The organism is Erwinia psidii, assembly GCF_003846135.1.
In the GTDB taxonomy this organism is placed as follows: Bacteria; Pseudomonadota; Gammaproteobacteria; order Enterobacterales; family Enterobacteriaceae; genus Erwinia; species Erwinia psidii.
In genome coordinates this window covers 113,588-130,401 of sequence record NZ_RHHM01000001.1, presented here as the reverse complement: position 1 = coordinate 130,401, position 16,814 = coordinate 113,588, and the positions used below count along the sequence as shown (strand labels likewise).

The window sequence follows — 16,814 nt, the reverse complement described above, 5'->3', positions numbered from 1 at the left end:
CATCGGGCTCCGGTTTCACGCAACGTTAAGCCAGGTAGAATTATGGGCAGTGATAAACAACCCGATCAGCGCGAATATCTGCTGGAAATGACCAACGTCAGTAAATCATTTCCCGGCGTAAAAGCGTTAGACAACGTTAATTTAAAAATCCGCCCTCATTCGGTTCATGCCCTGATGGGTGAGAATGGTGCAGGAAAATCCACCTTATTAAAATGCCTGTTTGGTATTTACAGCAAAGACAGCGGCAGCATTTTTTTCCAGGGACAGGAAATTAATTTTAAAAGCTCGAAAGAAGCGTTGGAAAATGGCGTTTCAATGGTCCATCAGGAGTTAAACCTGGTGCTGCAACGCACGGTGATGGATAACATGTGGCTCGGACGTTATCCGCGCAAAGGATTTTTTGTCGATCAGGACAAAATGTACCGTGACACTAAAGCTATTTTTGACGAACTGGATATTGATATCGATCCACGGGATAAAGTGATTACACTTTCCGTTTCGCAAATGCAGATGGTCGAAATTGCCAAAGCGTTCTCCTATGATGCCAAAATTGTCATTATGGATGAGCCAACCTCTTCATTAACAGAAAAAGAAGTTAATCACCTTTTTACCATTATTCGTAAGCTGAAAGATCGCGGCTGCGGGATTGTTTATATCTCGCATAAAATGGAAGAAATATTCCAGCTGTGCGATGAGATTACTGTTTTGCGCGATGGGCAGTGGATTGCCACCCAGCCGCTGGAAGGGCTGGATATGGATAAAATTATTGCCATGATGGTGGGGCGATCGCTCAGTCAGCGTTTCCCGGATAAAACCAATACGCCGGGCGAAACTATCCTCGAAGTACGTAACCTGACGTCACTGCGTCAGCCGTCGATTCGGGATATTTCATTCGATCTGCGTAAAGGCGAGATTCTTGGTGTGGCAGGTCTGGTGGGCGCGAAGCGCACCGATATTGTCGAAACCCTGTTTGGTATTCGTGAGAAGTCTGGCGGCACCATTAAACTGCACGGCAAGCAAATCAATAACAACAGCGCGAATGAAGCCATTAATCATGGTTTTGCACTGGTGACTGAAGAGCGACGCGCCACCGGCATTTATGCGTTTCTGGACATTGGTTTTAACTCGCTGATTTCAAATATCCGTAAATATAAAAACAGTATCGGCCTGCTGGATAACAACCGGATGAAAAGCGATACCCAGTGGGTCATTGACTCCATGCGGGTAAAAACACCAGGACACGCCACCTCGATTGGATCGCTGTCCGGCGGTAACCAGCAAAAAGTGATTATTGGCCGCTGGTTATTGACCCAGCCGGAAATTCTGATGCTGGACGAGCCCACGCGCGGCATTGACGTTGGGGCTAAGTTTGAAATTTATCAGTTAATTGCTGAACTGGCCAAAAGAGAGAAAGGCATCATTATCATCTCTTCTGAAATGCCGGAACTTTTGGGGATTACCGACAGGATCCTGGTAATGAGTAACGGCATGGTTGCAGGTATTGTTGAAACAAAAACGACTACGCAAAACGAAATTTTACGTTTGGCATCGAAGCACCTTTAACAAGGTAAGGGCTGTTACCATGAATGCTGTAAATAAAAAAAATGCGCTCACCTGGTTAAAAGAGGGTGGCATATATGTGGTGTTGCTGGTGCTGCTGGCAATTATTATCTTCCAGGATCCGACATTCTTAAGTTTAACCAACCTGAGTAATATTCTTACCCAGTCTTCTGTTCGTATTATTATTGCGCTTGGCGTCGCCGGGCTGATTGTCACCCAGGGTACCGATCTGTCAGCCGGTCGCCAGGTAGGTCTGGCGGCGGTGGTAGCGGCAACGCTGCTGCAGGCGATGGACAACGCCAACAAGGTGTTTCCACAACTGAACACCGTGCCAATTCCGCTGGTGATCCTCGCCGTTTGCGTGATTGGTGGCGTGATTGGTCTGGTAAACGGTCTGATCATCGCCTACCTGAAGGTGACTCCATTTATCACCACGCTGGGTACGATGATTATTGTTTATGGCATCAACTCACTGTACTACGACTATGTTGGCGCATCACCGATTGCCGGATTCGATGATAAATTTTCCACCTTTGCCCAGGGATTTATTCGTTTCGGTGAGTTCAAGCTCTCTTACATCACCTTTTACGCGGCCATAGCCATTTTCTTTGTCTGGATCCTGTGGAACAAAACCCGCTTTGGCAAAAACATTTTTGCTATCGGCGGTAACCCTGAAGCGGCGAAAGTCTCCGGGGTGAACGTTAATTTTAACCTGATCCTGATTTATGCGCTGTCTGGCGTATTCTATGCCTTCGGTGGAATGCTGGAGGCCGGTCGTATCGGTTCGGCAACCAACAACCTGGGCTTTATGTACGAGCTGGATGCGATCGCGGCCTGTGTGGTGGGCGGCGTGTCGTTTGCCGGTGGTGTGGGAACCGTGGCTGGGGTGGTGACCGGTGTGCTGATTTTCACCGTCATCAACTACGGTCTGACTTATATCGGGGTGAACCCATACTGGCAGTACATTATTAAAGGCGGCATTATTATTTTCGCCGTGGCACTGGACTCCCTGAAGTACGCCCGTAAAAAATAATCCCGCTGTGCTGATGAAAAGCCGGGCAGAATTGCCCGGCTTGTTTGCTTACTTCAGCGCTCATCCACCCAGACCCGCATTTCCCCCTCGCCACGGTTGCCCCAGCTGAAATAGGGCACAAAGGTCAACGTTTGCTCTGTGAAAGCGCAGGGCCCGCTGTTGAAGCGGTAAAGTGGCTCACTGTCGGCGTTGGCCGATCCACGGCGTAGTCCCTCGGCCTGCAGTAGCGTCTTGCCGCTGAACAGCTCGCTTCCCGTAAGCGTACGAAACGTTGCGGTTGCCGGCAGATGCAGATTATGCAGTTCCGAACCGTTGTCTTCCTGCTCCAGACAGTAGACCAGCGGGCCTCGCTGGATAGCGACCTTGCCTGCCACATGGCGCAGCAGCGGATTGCCTTTCACCCGCAGTACCGGCATTGGCAGCGTCAACTCCAGACGGTCGCCGCGCTGCCACCGGCGGTTAAGCCGCAGATAACCCTGCTGGCGTAATGGCGTCACATTCAGCATCTCACCGTTCAGACTGGCCTGCGGTTTTGCACACCAGTCGGGCAGGCGCAGTCCCAACGTGGCGTTCAGTGGTTCATCACAGTCAATCTCCAACAGCACGGTTTCCTGCCACGGGTAGTCGCCGCTCTGTTTCAGCCTAAGTATGCCACCGCCGACCTGACTTTCCACTTCGCTGCCTACGAACAGATTGACGTCAATACCGTCAGCCCGGCGGGTATAGATATAATGGCCCAGCGAAGCCAGCAGGCGGGCAATATTAGGTGGGCAGCAGGCACAGCCAAACCAGCGCTGCCGTACCGGTTTCACGTGGTCATAGATATGGTTGAACTTAATGCTTTGCGGATGTACTTCCAGCGGATTGACGTAAAAGAAGTGCTTGCCGTCCAGCGCCATTCCGGCCAGCACGGTGTTATAGAGCGCGCGTTCCATGACGTCGGCGTAGCGGCTGTCTGCCTCCATCTCCAGCATCCGCCTGGCAAACATCATCAGACCAATTGAGGCACAGGTTTCAGTGTACGCGGTATCGTTCGGCAGATCGTAATCACAACTGAAAGCCTCACCGCGACTTTGTGAGCCAATGGCACCGGTAGCATACAGCTGCCTGGTGGTCATATTTTCCCACAGCCGCTGACATATTTCGCGTTTATGCCGATCGTCACTGAGCCGTGCCAGATGAGCGACACCGGCATAAAGATAAACAAAGCGCACCGCATGGCCAATGGCCGTTTGCTGCAATGCAATGGGCAGATGGGCCTGGCTGTAAGCCTTATCCTTTACCATCCACGCCGGACCACAGGGCGACCAGTGGGAGGTTTCACCCCGCTTTTTGTATTCAATATCCCAGAAATGCGGCGCTGTACCACGCTGCTCTGTAAAGTAGGTCGTCAGATCCAGATAGCGGCGGTTACCGGTCGCTTCATACAGCCGCATCAGGGCCAGTTCGATTTCAGGATGGCCAGCGTAACCTTGTAGCTGATCTTCTCCCGTGCCAAATACCGTGGCGATATGGTCTGCAAGCCTGCTGACGATAGTGAGCAGGCGTGTTTTGCCCGTCGCCTGAGCGTAGGCCACACCGGCCTCAATCAGGTGTCCGGCACAGTAAAGTTCATGACACTCTGCCAGATTGGTCCAGCGGTCATTCGGTGCTTTAACGGTAAACCAGGTGTTGAGATAGCCATCCGGTTGTTGGACGTCACCGATGAGTTCAATCAGCGCATCGGCGGTCTTCTCCAGTTCAGGGTCCGACACTTTTGCCAGCAGGTAAGCCACCGCTTCCAGCCACTTTGCCACATCACTGTCCTGAAAAATCATGCCGTAAAACTCGCCGTCTTGCTGGCCGGCCGCGATGCGAAAGTTGGCGATGGCATGGCTGGGTTCGGCCTCTACGACTTCATCATTGAGCGCCCGCCATTGGTAGGGCACCACCACATCCTTCACCAGCCGCTGATACGACAGCCAGAAACGGTCGGTAACGGTGATTTGCTGAAGCGGGATCTCAGGTTGATCCACCGGGGAATAGTGCATGGAAGCTCCTTATTTACATTCGGTGGCCAGATCGTGGGAGATCCGTGCCAGCATGGAGGTATTCAGCTTGCAAAAGCACAGGCAGCCAGCCAGCAGCAGGTGCAGTGCAGCGGGCAGCAAGGTTTCAAACAGCGTGATGCCGGTCAGTGAGGTGCTCGTCTGATACTCCTCACCGGCCTGGTAGGCGACCAGGATAAATACCAGACTGATGATGCCGGCGCTTGAGGCCCAGGCGAGTTTGATAAAAAACAGGTTAAAGGCAAAGTTGATGCCGGAAGAGCGGATACCGTTCTTCCAGTGGCCGTAATCGTCAGCAAAGGCCATCAGTGAGAAGTGTAATGGCAGGGTAAAACCCAGTATCACGCAGTGGATGAAAATCAGCCCCAGCCACAGTGACTGGTTAGCTGCCCCGGTCGGTACAAACCACAGCGCAACGGAAAAAAACGCCAGCAGCAGGTTGGTTGCCTGATACAGCCTTACGCTGTCGATCCGCTTATTGAGCTGATTAACCATGACAGCGCCCAGAATTGAGGCAAGCGTCACCATGCCAAAAAACAGTGAGGCATAGCTGGCGCTGCCTTTCAGTACGTAAGTGATAAAGTACATATAGCCGCCGCCACGCAGGTTATAGACGTTGATTAACAGGAAAGACATCAGCAGCATCAACAGCAGTTGGTCATTTTTAAACATGCCGCGCAGGTGTTCACCAACGCTGAATCTGCCGGACTCCGGTAGCGATACCCGTTCACGTACCGTGAAAAAGCACCACAGGAACATGATAACGGCCACCGCACACACCAGAGCGACGCCGCGCTGGTAGCCAGACGCGGCGTCGTCTTTACCCGTCAGCCCGACAAACCACGGCAGGCCGACGGAGACCACAAAGCCAGCCATGCCGCAAAGTACAAAGCGCCACGCCTGACAGGACATCACCTCGCGGTGGTCGCTGGTGATGGTGGTGATCAGCGCGCAGTAGGGTACATTGATGGCGGTATAACCTATCGACAGCATGAAGTAGGTGACGAATGCCCAGAGGATTTTGCCGTTCATGCTCAGATCCGGCACGGTGAAGGTCAGTATTCCCGCGATACCAATCGGCAGCGCCGCCCACAGTTGCCAGGGGCGAAATCGTCCCCAGCGGCTTTGCGTGCGATCGGCGATAATGCCCATCAGGGGATCGGCGATAGCATCAACGATCCGCAGGGTAATAAACAGCGTGCCGACCAACGCAGGCGTCAGGCCAAAAATATCGGTATAAAAAAAAGTCAGAAAATTAGCGATGATGCAGGTAATGATTGTGCCACCAGCATCACCGAGGCCGTAACCTATTTTCTCTCCCACGGTGATGGGTATTGGCGTATAACGTGACTGAGCAAATTCCGTTTGCATCGTTTATTCCCTCATGGGGGCTGGACGTTAATTAATAAGCAGACTGAGCGATTTCTGATACGTCAGAAAAGCATAAATAAACCTATTTTCCGATATGAGCCGATAGTTAATCTGGCACGCTGCCTTTCTGTCAGCAAGGGGTGGAACAGGCAGTAAATCGGGACATTTCCGACCTGCTGAATAATTTGTGAAGCAAATCAAAACGCGTGCTTATGATGTGCTCAGCCTGCAGCGACTGTGTTATTTTGCGGATTATTTTCAGCACATATCGGGAGGGGTGAATGCTGTCTTTATCGATCAGTCATCCACTGAAAGTGCAGAATGGCGGCCTGTTTATCTCGCGTGGAACAGGTACGCATCCCGGTCGTACACTAAGTTCTTACGAGCTGATTTATGTTATCAGCGGCACGCTGTCTTTGCGGGAAGAACAACGGATATTTACTCTCAAAAAAGGTGAAAGCCTGTTGTTATTCCCCGGCAGGAAGCATCAGGGTATTTCGACCTTTGATAAGGCATTAAAATTTTACTGGCTACATTTTGATATGCTTTATTCTCATCAGGAAAATCCATCTTTACAGTTAACGATTCCCCAGCACTGCCAGGTAGCCGATGAAGAAAGTCTGCTAACGTTATTTCGTTTATTTTTAAATGAACAGGAACGCGGCGATCGCAGCTATTCTCTGGAATTATTGCTGATACTGATATTGCAGGAAATTATGCGTATCCGTCCGGCTATGCCGGCGGAAAATGACGCCGGTGCTGCCCTGGCCTGGCAGGCAAAAAAACTGATCGCCACGCAGTTCCATCTGCCGATCGGGGCGACAGAACTGGCGCAGCGTCTGCACTGCAACGTGGATTATCTTGGGCGGGTGTATCGCCAGACCTTCAGCATGACGCTGACGCAGGCGCTTCACCAACAGCGTATTATGGCGGCAGAGAAAATGCTGCTCAGCAATGCCGTCACGCTGTCGGAGGTGGCAGCGCTGTGCGGTTTTAATGATGCGGCTTACTTCAGGCGGGTATTTCGTAAACTGCGTAGCACCACGCCGGCCGCATGGCGCAGGCGCTACTGCCGCGAACATATTAATTCAGACTAAATAACTGTTCCTGATCCCGCTACACCTTACGCAAGCCTTATGGCACAAGGGATTATCAGCGTTGCACCACTTAACTCTCCAATATCAAGGCCCCAGAGCTGTAGTTATTAGCAAAGAAATAATCCCAACGTTACCAGACGATATACTGTTCGGAACAACTGTTCAGGTTCGCAATGGCGCACGGGATCTGACTGCCACGCATTCAGTGCTCCCGCGGTTTCCCGATGCGGTTGATCAGCCTTTGATCGGATGACTGCGATTTGTGTGAAAGCGGGGCAATAAAGGTTTCCCACTCTTTTTTTTGCCTGTGGCCCCGTGTTCTGCAGGAACCTTCTCTGCGGCACATCCCATCAGTCCCAGAGCAAAAAACAGCAGGGCAACATAAGGTTTCATCATAACTCTTCTTGTCTGAGCAGGGCGGGCCGTTGCCCACGGTGAAAACCGCTGTGTTTGCAGCCGTGATGAGGCGCTTTAGCAACGGCTGCGGCGTTGCTAAAGCGATTTACCGATCTTCTGCTGTAATTCCAACAGCTGTTCGGGGGTCACCGCCGGATAGCTTTGTGTATCTTCCGGCACTTCATGCCGTGCCGGGATTGGCACCATTGGCCCAAGAAAACGGGGTTCGCGTTTCATCAGATAGAGATCGGTCAGCGCCCCCAGCCGTGCACCCACTTCCCGCAGGCGAATATTCAGCATGTTTTTCGGTGAGGGTACGGCATAACATTGTGCCTGAATGCCCATATGTAGCGCGATAAACAGCGCACGTTCACAATGAAAACGCTGGGTGATAATAATAAAGTCATTGGTATCGAAGACCTTACGGGTGCGCACGATGGAGTCGAGCGTACGAAAACCGGCATAATCCAGTACGATATCTGAAGGTGGAACGCCTGCAGCAATCAGGTCGCGGCGCATGGTCATGGGTTCGTTGTAACTTTGCTGGGCATTGTCGCCACTGAGCAACAGATAGTTGACCTTGCCACTGTTGTAGGCGTTGATGGCGCCCTGTATGCGATAGAGGTAATACTGATTTATACCGCCTGTGCGGTAATATTTTGCGGTACCCAACACCACCCCGACCTGTCGGTGCGGCAGCGAATTCAGACTGGAGTAAACCCACGGAGCGGTTTTAACACTGATCCAGCGATCGAGGGCGAGCGCAGCCGCTACCATCAAAATAGCGATGATAATCGTGCCATAAATCAAGCGTTTCACCATGCCGGACGCTGCTCAGACTTCGCAAAAAAAGGTGGTTCAAGGCTACTTTACCCGGCGGGGTGAAGCAAGTAACAAGACTTCGGATGACCGGATTTCGCACAAACTGTAGTGAAGATGATGGCTGTCTGCAAAGGGAAAATAAGCCAGTCCGACCCACCCACGTGAAAAGGGCTGAAGAGGGGCTCCGACCGGGAACGATTCAGGTCCCATCCGGTGAGTAGCATACCGGGCGTCGATGCGCCCGGTAAATACCGTCAGATTGAGGTACGACGGTAATGACGATACTGCGGTAGCCAGAAGTTAGCTGAGATGGCCCTGGACAGCACATCTTCTGATGTGACGACCGCGACCCCCGCCTCCTGAGCGGCTTTCCCAACCGCCATAGCGATCACCTTCGACACGCCCTGGATATCTTTCACTTCCGGCAGCACCGGGCCTTTACCGTCGTTCACCAGAGGGGAACAGTCAGCCAGCGCCCGGCTGGCCGCCATCAGCATGGTCTCGGTAACGCGCGTTGCGCCGGAAGCGATGACACCCAAACCGATCCCAGGGAAAATATAGGAGTTGTTGCACTGGGCGATGGGGTAGGTTTTTTCCTTTAACATCACCGGTGAAAACGGACTGCCAGTAGCAACCAGCGCCGCACCATCGGTCCAGGTCAGAATATCCTGCGGGGTGGCTTCCACGCGCGACGTTGGATTGGACAGCGGCATCACGATCGGACGGGCACAGTGTTTGTGCATTTCCCGGATGATCTCTTCACTGAACAGTCCGGGCTGACCGGAGACGCCAATCAGGATATCCGGGTGGGCATTGCGTACCACATCCAGCAGTGACAGCGAATCTGACGACGAATCCCAGTTGGCAAGATTGTCACTTTTCTGCACCAGCTTGCTCTGGAAACTGAGCAGATTAGGCAGCTTATCGGTCAGCAGACCGAAACGATCCACCATAAACACGCGCGCGCGTGCTTCATCATCAGTCAGACCTTCAGATTTCATCTGGGCGACAATCTGCTCGGCAATACCGCATCCGGCTGAGCCGGCCCCCAGGAATACCACCTTCTGTTCGCTCATTTTGCTGCCTGCGGCATGACTTGCCGCGATTAGGGTGCCCAGCGTCACCGACGCCGTACCCTGAATATCGTCGTTAAAGCAGCACACTTCATCCCGGTAGCGTTCCAGTAGTGGCATGGCGTTTTTCTGTGCGAAATCTTCAAACTGCAACAGTACGTTCGGCCAGCGGTTTTTCACCGCCTGGATAAATTCGTCGACGAATTTATCGTACTCTTCACCGGTGATGCGCGGATGACGCCAGCCCATATACAGAGGGTCGTTGAGCAGTTGCTGATTATTGGTACCCACGTCCAGCACGATAGGCAGAGTATAGGCCGGGCTGATGCCGCCACAGGCGGTATACAGAGAAAGCTTACCAATTGGAATGCCCATGCCGCCGATCCCCTGGTCACCCAGGCCGAGAATACGTTCGCCGTCGGTAACCACAATCACTTTGACATTCTGCTTGGTGGCGTTTTGCAGCATGTCTTCAATATTGTCTCGGTTCGGGTAGGAAATAAACACGCCACGGGCGCGGCGATAGATTTCAGAGAAGTGCTCACAGGCGGCGCCAACCGTCGGGGTGTAAATAATCGGCATCATCTCTTCAAGATGATTGTCCAGCAGACGATAGAACAGCGTTTCGTTGGTGTCCTGAATGTTACGCAGATAGACATGCTTATCGTTATCGTTTTTGAAGTCCTGGAACTGACGCCAGGCACGCTGCGCCTGCTCTTCGATGGTTTCCACCGTCTCCGGCAGCAGTCCTCTCAGGTTGAATTCATTGCGTTCTTCAACGGAGAATGCGCTGCCTTTATTCAGCAGGGGAAATTCCAGCAGAATAGGACCAGCATAGGGGATATAAAGTGGCCGTTTACTTTCGTGTTCGAGTTCCATGTCAGTAATACTCATTCGGATGGTAATGTTGTGGGGCAATCCTAGAATAATTCATATGAAAGTACAGCTTTTGTTAATAACTGGCCACAAAAGCGGTTGGTTTTGTGCAATTGACAGCACTAAAGCAGAGGTATGGTGGTGATATTGTGGCATCCGAGTGCTTTGAGTGTTGCCTCCGTTGCGTGGCGCTGGGTCAGTTTCGCATCAGGTGCTTCTGCCAGCACCGCGCGTTGAATGTCCTTTATATCATAGCCACTGAGGTTCAGCAGGATCAGGGCTGCCTGTAACGGCGGCAGGCTCGGATTAAATGCGGCATTCTCGGCATAGCTTCCAAAAAAAATCGCCCCGTCGCGGCTTTGCAACGCCACACCACTCAGTGCCTGAGAATAGGGGGCGTGGCTGCGGTTGGCGGCCCGCAATGCGGCCTGACAGAGTGGATCGCCGGTGATGTTCAGCCGGTGATCGACCGGATCCAACAGCAGGGTCTGGATGTCCAGATCGCGCGGGCCAAACGCATCCGGCAGATAGTCAGCGAGTACGGCAGGCGCACGTCCCGGCAGATGAATGGCCAGGGTGGTCGCGCTGTTCAGCTCATTCATAAACTGCCGGCAGTGGCCGCAGGGCGTGTAGTTGACGGCAATCGCCGTAAGCCCCGTCTCTCCCCGTAGCCAGGCATGGGTGATGGCGCTCTGTTCGGCATGAACGGTTTGCTGCATGGCTGCGCCGGAAAACTCCATATTAGCCCCAAGCCAGAGGTGACCACTGTTACCCTGCGCGATCGCACCGACGTTAAAACCGGACAGCGGTGTCACGGCACAGGCAGCCGCCAGCGGCAACAAAGCAAACATCAGTTCACGAAGGTCAAGACCGCTATGATTTTTCATTGCCGCAACCTGATCCGGGGTAAAAAAAGCCTGAAAATCATCGGCGTGCAGACAGGGCGCAACGGCGGCCTGTAACAGTGGGGGCAGGGTATTAAATGCGGTCTGGAAACGGGGTTGCATCGCAAGCCTCTCTCACGGTAACGGCCCGCTATCATCGCCTGCCGCTTGGCTTCTGTATGTGATTTTTATCACATTCACTATGTAATCAGTGAAACGTAAATGCAAAATACACGATACAGAGCATGTTTCATCGCCAAAGGTGCAGCAGCAGCGGAAACAGAAAAGGGGCCAGCAGTGAGGTGATAATGCCGCAGATAACCAGTGCCAGCGAGCTGTAAGCACCTTCCTGGTAATCCATTTCGGCACAGCGAGCGGTCCCCAGTGCGTGAGAGGCGTTACCTATTGCCAGCCCGCGTGCTGATTTCAGATTGATGTTAAGCAAATTCAGCAGCATATGGCCAAACACGGCACCGAGGACACCGGCAATCAGTACGCAGATAGCGCTGATCGCCGGGATACCCCCCAGCGTGGCAGAAACGGCCATCGCGATAGGGGTGGTGACTGACTTTGGCATAATGGTTGCGGCGATTTGCGTGGTTGCCCCCATCCACAATGCAATGGCCGTACCGGAGATCATCGCGGCCAGACTGCCAATAAAACAGACGCCAATAATTGACTTCCAACGCGCCCGGATCTGGTGCAGTTGTTCATACAGGGGCACCGCCAGCGCTATTACCGCAGGTTGCAGGAACTGATTAAGCAGTTGACTGCCCTGAAAATAACGGGCGTAGGGCATCTTCATCAACAACAGCAGCGGAATAATAACCGCCATCGAAATCAGCAGAGGATTGAAAAATGAGATCCTGACCCTGGCGGCCAGTTTACGGGCGGCAAAAAACACCGCCAGCGTCAGGGGCAGGGACCACCAGATATCACTCATCACTGGCTCCCTGCTTAATCAACGGACGGCTGTGCAGCCGGTGAGAGGCCAGACCGACAGTGATTAACACGATAAATGTGCTCAATACTACGGAAACCACAATCGGGCCAAACTGCGCGCTGAGAATATCAGTGTAATTCATCACGCCAACGCTAATGGGAACAAACAGCAGCGCCATATAGCGGATCAGCAGATAGCTGCCCGGTTTCACCCAGTCCACAGGAAGCAGCTGGCTGGTGAGCAGAGCAAACAGAATTAACATACCGATGATACTGCCGGGGATCACCACCGGCAGCAGTCCGGCGATACCATTCCCGGCCCACAGACAGAGATAAATAATCAGGAAGGCGCGTAGATAACGCCAGCCTGCGAAAAGCGTGCTGCGCATGATAAGCTCCTGGTTTCTGGCAGATGAATCTTACGCTCAAACCGTTCAATGTGCTACCGATCACAGTTCTGTACCGGGTCTCTCTGCATCGGGGCAGCAAAAAGGGCGGAAAATCCGCCCTTTACGTGGTCACCCTGTTCCCGGCTGGCATAATGCGCTGCGCAATGCCAGCACGGTGAGGTTATTTCACCTGCATACCGGGCTGGGCGCCGCTGTCAGGAGAGAGCAGGAAAATATCACTGCCGCCGGGACCTGCGGCCATTACCATCCCCTCGGAAACCCCAAAGCGCATTTTGCGCGGTGCGAGATTTGCCACCATCACGGTCAGACGCCCGTCTAACACCGTCGGGTCCGGGTAGGCGGCGCGAATACCGGAAAAGACATTGCGCGTTTCGCCGCCCAGATCCAGCGTCAGACGCAGTAGCTTATCGGAACCTTCAACATATTCAGCTTTGCTGATCAGTGCAATACGCATATCCACTTTATTGAAGTCATCAAAGGTGATGGTTTCCTGCAGCGGCGTGTCAGCCAGTGGGCCACTCACGGCTGGCTTACTGGCGGCGGCTTCCTGTTTTGACGCGTCCAGCAACGCATTGATTTTATCCATTTCAACACGCGCGTAGAGCGCCCTGAACGGGGCAACGGTATGGTTGTGCAGCGGCTGTTGCACGCCATCCCAGCTCAGGGGTTGATTAAGGAAAGCCTCTGCCCGTTCGCTCAGGCCTGGCAGTACCGGTTTCAACCAGGTCATCAGCACGCGGAACAGATTAATACCCATGGAACAGATGGCCTGCAAGTCAGCGTCGCGGCCTTCCTGCTTCGCCACTACCCACGGAGCCTGTTCATCAACATAGCGGTTGGCCACATCGGCCAGCGTCATGATTTCACGGATAGCGCGGCTGAACTCACGGCTTTCCCACGCTTCGGCAATGCTGGCGGAGGCGTCGGTAAAGGTTTTATACAGCGCCGGGTCTGCCAGCTCGGCGGAAAGTTTTCCGTCAAAGCGTTTGGTGATAAAACCGGCGTTGCGCGAAGCCAGATTCACCACTTTATTCACGATGTCGGCATTTACGCGTTGGACAAAATCTTCCAGGTTCAGGTCAATATCATCAATACGTGAAGAGAGTCTGGCGGCGTAGTAATAACGCAGGCTGTCGGCATCAAGGTGTTGCAGCCAGGTACTGGCTTTGATGAAGGTGCCTCGCGATTTGGACATTTTCGCGCCGTTAACCATCACATAGCCATGAACAAACAGATTGGTGGGTTTACGGTAGTTGCTGCCTTCCAGCATCGCAGGCCAGAACAGGCTGTGAAAATATACGATGTCTTTACCAATAAAGTGGTACAGCTCTGCGTCAGAGTTTTTGTGCCAGAAGGCGTCAAAATCGATGTCACCGCGGCGATCGCAGAGGTTTTTGAACGATCCCATATAGCCGATAGGCGCATCCAGCCAGACGTAGAAGTATTTGCCTGGCGCATCCGGGATTTCAAAGCCAAAGTAGGGCGCATCGCGGGAGATATCCCACTGTTGCAGCCCAGACTCAAACCACTCCTGCATTTTGTTGGCCACCTGTTCCTGCAACGCACCGGAACGGGTCCACGCTTTAAGCATTGCGGTGAATTCGGGCAGGTCGAAAAAGAAATGCTCCGAGTCGCGCATTTCCGGGGTGGCACCGGACACCACTGACTGCGGTGCTATCAGTTCGGTCGGACTGTAGGTTGCGCCACACACTTCACAGTTGTCGCCATACTGATCTGCTGCCCTACATTTCGGGCAGCTGCCCTTCACAAACCGGTCCGGCAGGAACATGCCTTTTTCCGGGTCGTAGAGCTGAGAAATGGTGCGGTTTTTAATAAAACCGTTCTCTTTTAAACGGGTATAGATCAGTTCGGACAGTTCACGGTTCTCATCGCTGTGCGTGGAGTGATAGTTGTCATAACTGATACCAAAACCTGCCAGGTCGGTCTGATGTTCCCGGCTCATTTCGGCAATCATCTGCTCCGGTTCAATACCCTGCTGCTGAGCTTTCAGCATAATCGGCGTACCGTGGGCATCATCAGCACAGATGAAGTAAACTTCGTTGCCGCGCATTCGCTGGTAACGGACCCAAATATCTGCCTGGATATGCTCGAGCATGTGGCCGAGATGGATGGGGCCGTTGGCGTACGGCAATGCGCACGTTACCAATAATTTTTTCGCGACTTGAGTCATAGTAAGACTTAGCTCATACCTGTTCAAAAGAGGGGGGTCGATGGTAACCGAAAGCGGCTCCCTGCGTAAACAATCCCGCACCGGCAGCGACGTTTTTTGCAGGGCTACCCCTGCCAGAGACCATATCTGATATGCTCCGGTGGATAAAACTGACAATGATACAAGGAGCCGGGAAAATGTTACCGCCTGATCAAAAGCACTCACCGGAAGCGCTGCGTGCCGTGGTGATGGGAGTATTAAGCACCTTTGAACATCCGACACTTGAGCAGAACCTCACCAGCCTGAAGGCATTGCGCCACTGTGCGCTGATGGATAATACCCTGCACATCGATCTGGTGATGCCATTTGCCTGGCAAAGCGGTTTTGATGCGCTTAAAGAAGCCAGCAGCGCGGAATTACTGCGCCTTACCGGTGCTGCCGCCATTCGCTGGCGGCTGAATTGCCAGACAGCGACCCTTAAGCGGGTGAAAAACCATCCCGGCGTTAACGGGGTAAAAAACATCATTGCGGTCAGTTCAGGTAAAGGTGGGGTGGGCAAATCCAGCACCGCAGTTAATCTGGCCCTGGCGCTGAAGGCGGAAGGGGCGAAAGTGGGGCTGCTCGATGCGGATATCTACGGTCCTTCTGTCCCGGATATGCTCGGTACGCAGGATGAGCGGCCAACATCGCCGGATGGCAAACATATGGCGCCGATCATGGCACACGGTTTGGCCACCAATTCCATTGGCTACCTGGTCACCGATGATAATGCCATGGTATGGCGCGGCCCGATGGCCAGCAAGGCGCTGATGCAGTTGCTGAATGAAACCCTGTGGCCGGAGCTGGACTATCTGGTGCTGGATATGCCGCCGGGCACCGGAGACATCCAGCTGACGCTGGCACAAAATGTGCCGGTGACTGGCGCGGTGGTGGTGACCACGCCACAGGATGTGGCGTTGATCGATGCGCGCAAAGGGATTGTGATGTTTGATAAGGTCAGCGTACCTGTGCTGGGCGTGGTGGAAAATATGAGCATGCACATTTGCAGCCAGTGTGGGCATCACGAAGCGATTTTTGGTACTGGCGGAGCCGAAAAGCTTGTGGAGCAGTATCATACCCGGCTGCTGGGCCAGATGCCGCTACACATCTCCCTGCGTGAGGATCTTGATGACGGGCAGCCGACGGTGGTGCGCCGGCCTGACAGTGAGTTTACCGCGATGTACCGACAGCTTGCAGGGCTGGTGGCCTCACAGCTGTTCTGGCTTGGCGAGATTATCCCGGAAGATATCGCTTTTCGCGCGGTGTGATGCCCTCGGTCGGGGAGGGCGCTTATTTCAGGCGGTAGTGCAGCAACAGATAGGGTCCCTGGTCGCCTTCGCCGCTGCCAATCTGCTGCCAGCCGTGTTGCTGATAGAAATCCAGCGCACGGCGATTGGCGCTCATGCATTTCAGCTTTCCGGTAGAGGTGAAACTCTGGTGTACTGCCCGGAGCAGTTCACTGCCGATGCCGCGCCCCTGCCAGTCGGGATCGACAAACAGACTGTGCAGGAAATTATCATTGGGTAACACGGCGGCAAATCCCACGCGTTGGCTCTCTCTGTTGGCAACCATAACCCGTTCCCCCAGAATGATGCGGTCAAAATCCTCCAGCTGCCACTCTCTGCCATCCAGCCAGTGCCAGTTTGTCCGACGTGCGGCGAGAAACAACGTGCGTAAGAAAGGGCGGTCTGATTCAATGAAAGGCCGCACTGACATCAGTTTTCTCCCCAGACGGGCTTAACATGCCTTTCACTGTCTGCACCGCTCCCACGATAGTCGAAATCAATTTTTCCGGCCTCGAACAGTTCATCCAGCAGGGTAAAATTATCCGCAGGCGTCACGTTACAGCGGCTGTTTAGCTGAATATCCTGCACGGTAAATGCGCGGTCGCCACGGGCAATTTCTCGGAGGTATTGCAGCATTTGTAGCGCTGCAACGCTTATTCCGTACTGTTCATTTAGCGGTCTGGTCATTTTAGTTACCGTTGTCTGGCGGGTTCTCAGGCGTAATTATATCCGGTTTTGCTGGCGGCGGACTTTGCCATACGTTGCGGGCTGGAACCATCACGGATTGTCAATAGTAGCGGCGAGTGC

General features: G+C 53.3%; 14 protein-coding genes. 4 read left to right on the top strand and 10 right to left on the bottom strand.

What is annotated here, in order from left to right; all coding sequences use genetic code 11:
- The first annotated feature begins 42 nt into the window (after positions 1 to 42).
- Together mglA and mglC are read left to right on the top strand one after the other, a co-directional pair.
- Positions 43 to 1,563 carry a galactose/methyl galactoside ABC transporter ATP-binding protein MglA gene (mglA, locus tag EB241_RS00515; protein ID WP_124231285.1) on the top strand — a complete coding sequence of 507 codons (1,521 nt, stop codon included), beginning with the start codon at positions 43 to 45 and terminating at the stop codon, positions 1,561 to 1,563.
- A gap of 19 nt (positions 1,564 to 1,582) precedes the next feature.
- Complete coding sequence (mglC, locus tag EB241_RS00510; protein WP_124231284.1) at positions 1,583 to 2,593, top strand: galactose/methyl galactoside ABC transporter permease MglC; 1,011 nt, start codon at positions 1,583 to 1,585, stop codon at positions 2,591 to 2,593.
- Positions 2,594 to 2,646: 53 nt separating this feature from the next.
- Here mglC and EB241_RS00505 read toward each other — a convergent pair whose 3' ends face one another.
- A complete protein-coding gene (locus EB241_RS00505) occupies positions 2,647 to 4,623 on the bottom strand; it encodes a glycoside hydrolase family 127 protein (RefSeq protein WP_124231283.1) in 1,977 nt (658 codons plus the stop codon).
- Positions 4,624 to 4,632: 9 nt separating this feature from the next.
- Positions 4,633 to 6,012 carry an MFS transporter gene (locus tag EB241_RS00500; RefSeq protein ID WP_124231282.1) on the bottom strand — a complete coding sequence of 460 codons (1,380 nt, stop codon included), beginning with the start codon at positions 6,010 to 6,012 and terminating at the stop codon, positions 4,633 to 4,635.
- 281 nt (positions 6,013 to 6,293) lie between these two features.
- Here EB241_RS00500 and EB241_RS00495 point away from each other — a divergent pair, with 281 nt between their 5' ends.
- Complete coding sequence (locus EB241_RS00495; RefSeq protein WP_124231281.1) at positions 6,294 to 7,109, top strand: AraC family transcriptional regulator; 816 nt, start codon at positions 6,294 to 6,296, stop codon at positions 7,107 to 7,109.
- A 492-nt stretch (positions 7,110 to 7,601) separates the two neighbouring features.
- Here the strand turns inward: EB241_RS00495 and sanA are convergent, their stop codons facing one another.
- From sanA to metG, 6 genes are all read right to left on the bottom strand, one after another.
- Positions 7,602 to 8,327 carry an outer membrane permeability protein SanA gene (sanA, locus tag EB241_RS00490; RefSeq protein ID WP_124231280.1) on the bottom strand — a complete coding sequence of 242 codons (726 nt, stop codon included), beginning with the start codon at positions 8,325 to 8,327 and terminating at the stop codon, positions 7,602 to 7,604.
- Between the two features lie 254 nt (positions 8,328 to 8,581).
- Positions 8,582 to 10,279: an NAD-dependent malic enzyme gene (locus EB241_RS00485; protein WP_124231279.1), complete on the bottom strand. Its 1,698-nt coding sequence runs from the start codon at positions 10,277 to 10,279 to the stop codon at positions 8,582 to 8,584.
- Between the two features lie 119 nt (positions 10,280 to 10,398).
- On the bottom strand, positions 10,399 to 11,283 hold the full coding sequence (gene cdd / locus EB241_RS00480; RefSeq protein WP_124231278.1) for a cytidine deaminase: 885 nt from the start codon (positions 11,281 to 11,283) through the stop codon (positions 10,399 to 10,401).
- Positions 11,284 to 11,410: 127 nt separating this feature from the next.
- A complete protein-coding gene (locus EB241_RS00475; protein WP_124231277.1) occupies positions 11,411 to 12,103 on the bottom strand; it encodes a CidB/LrgB family autolysis modulator in 693 nt (230 codons plus the stop codon).
- The gene (locus EB241_RS00470; RefSeq protein ID WP_124231276.1) at positions 12,096 to 12,491 is read right to left on the bottom strand and encodes a CidA/LrgA family protein; all 396 of its coding nucleotides are present in this window, start codon (positions 12,489 to 12,491) and stop codon (positions 12,096 to 12,098) included. The genes EB241_RS00475 and EB241_RS00470 overlap by 8 nt, the downstream gene beginning before the upstream one ends.
- A gap of 181 nt (positions 12,492 to 12,672) precedes the next feature.
- Positions 12,673 to 14,730, bottom strand: coding sequence for a methionine--tRNA ligase (gene metG / locus EB241_RS00465; RefSeq protein ID WP_267431904.1), 2,058 nt, complete (start codon positions 14,728 to 14,730; stop codon positions 12,673 to 12,675).
- A 149-nt stretch (positions 14,731 to 14,879) separates the two neighbouring features.
- Here metG and apbC point away from each other — a divergent pair, with 149 nt between their 5' ends.
- Entirely contained in the window at positions 14,880 to 15,989 is a 1,110-nt protein-coding gene (gene apbC / locus EB241_RS00460) for an iron-sulfur cluster carrier protein ApbC (RefSeq protein WP_124231275.1), read from the top strand.
- Between the two features lie 22 nt (positions 15,990 to 16,011).
- On the opposite strand, the gene EB241_RS00455 is transcribed toward apbC, so the two are convergent.
- Together EB241_RS00455 and EB241_RS00450 are read right to left on the bottom strand one after the other, a co-directional pair.
- On the bottom strand, positions 16,012 to 16,437 hold the full coding sequence (locus tag EB241_RS00455) for a GNAT family N-acetyltransferase (RefSeq protein WP_124231274.1): 426 nt from the start codon (positions 16,435 to 16,437) through the stop codon (positions 16,012 to 16,014).
- The gene (locus EB241_RS00450) at positions 16,437 to 16,694 is read right to left on the bottom strand and encodes a hypothetical protein (protein WP_124231273.1); all 258 of its coding nucleotides are present in this window, start codon (positions 16,692 to 16,694) and stop codon (positions 16,437 to 16,439) included. Before EB241_RS00450 ends, EB241_RS00455 begins: the two co-directional genes overlap by 1 nt.
- Positions 16,695 to 16,814 lie beyond the last annotated feature (120 nt).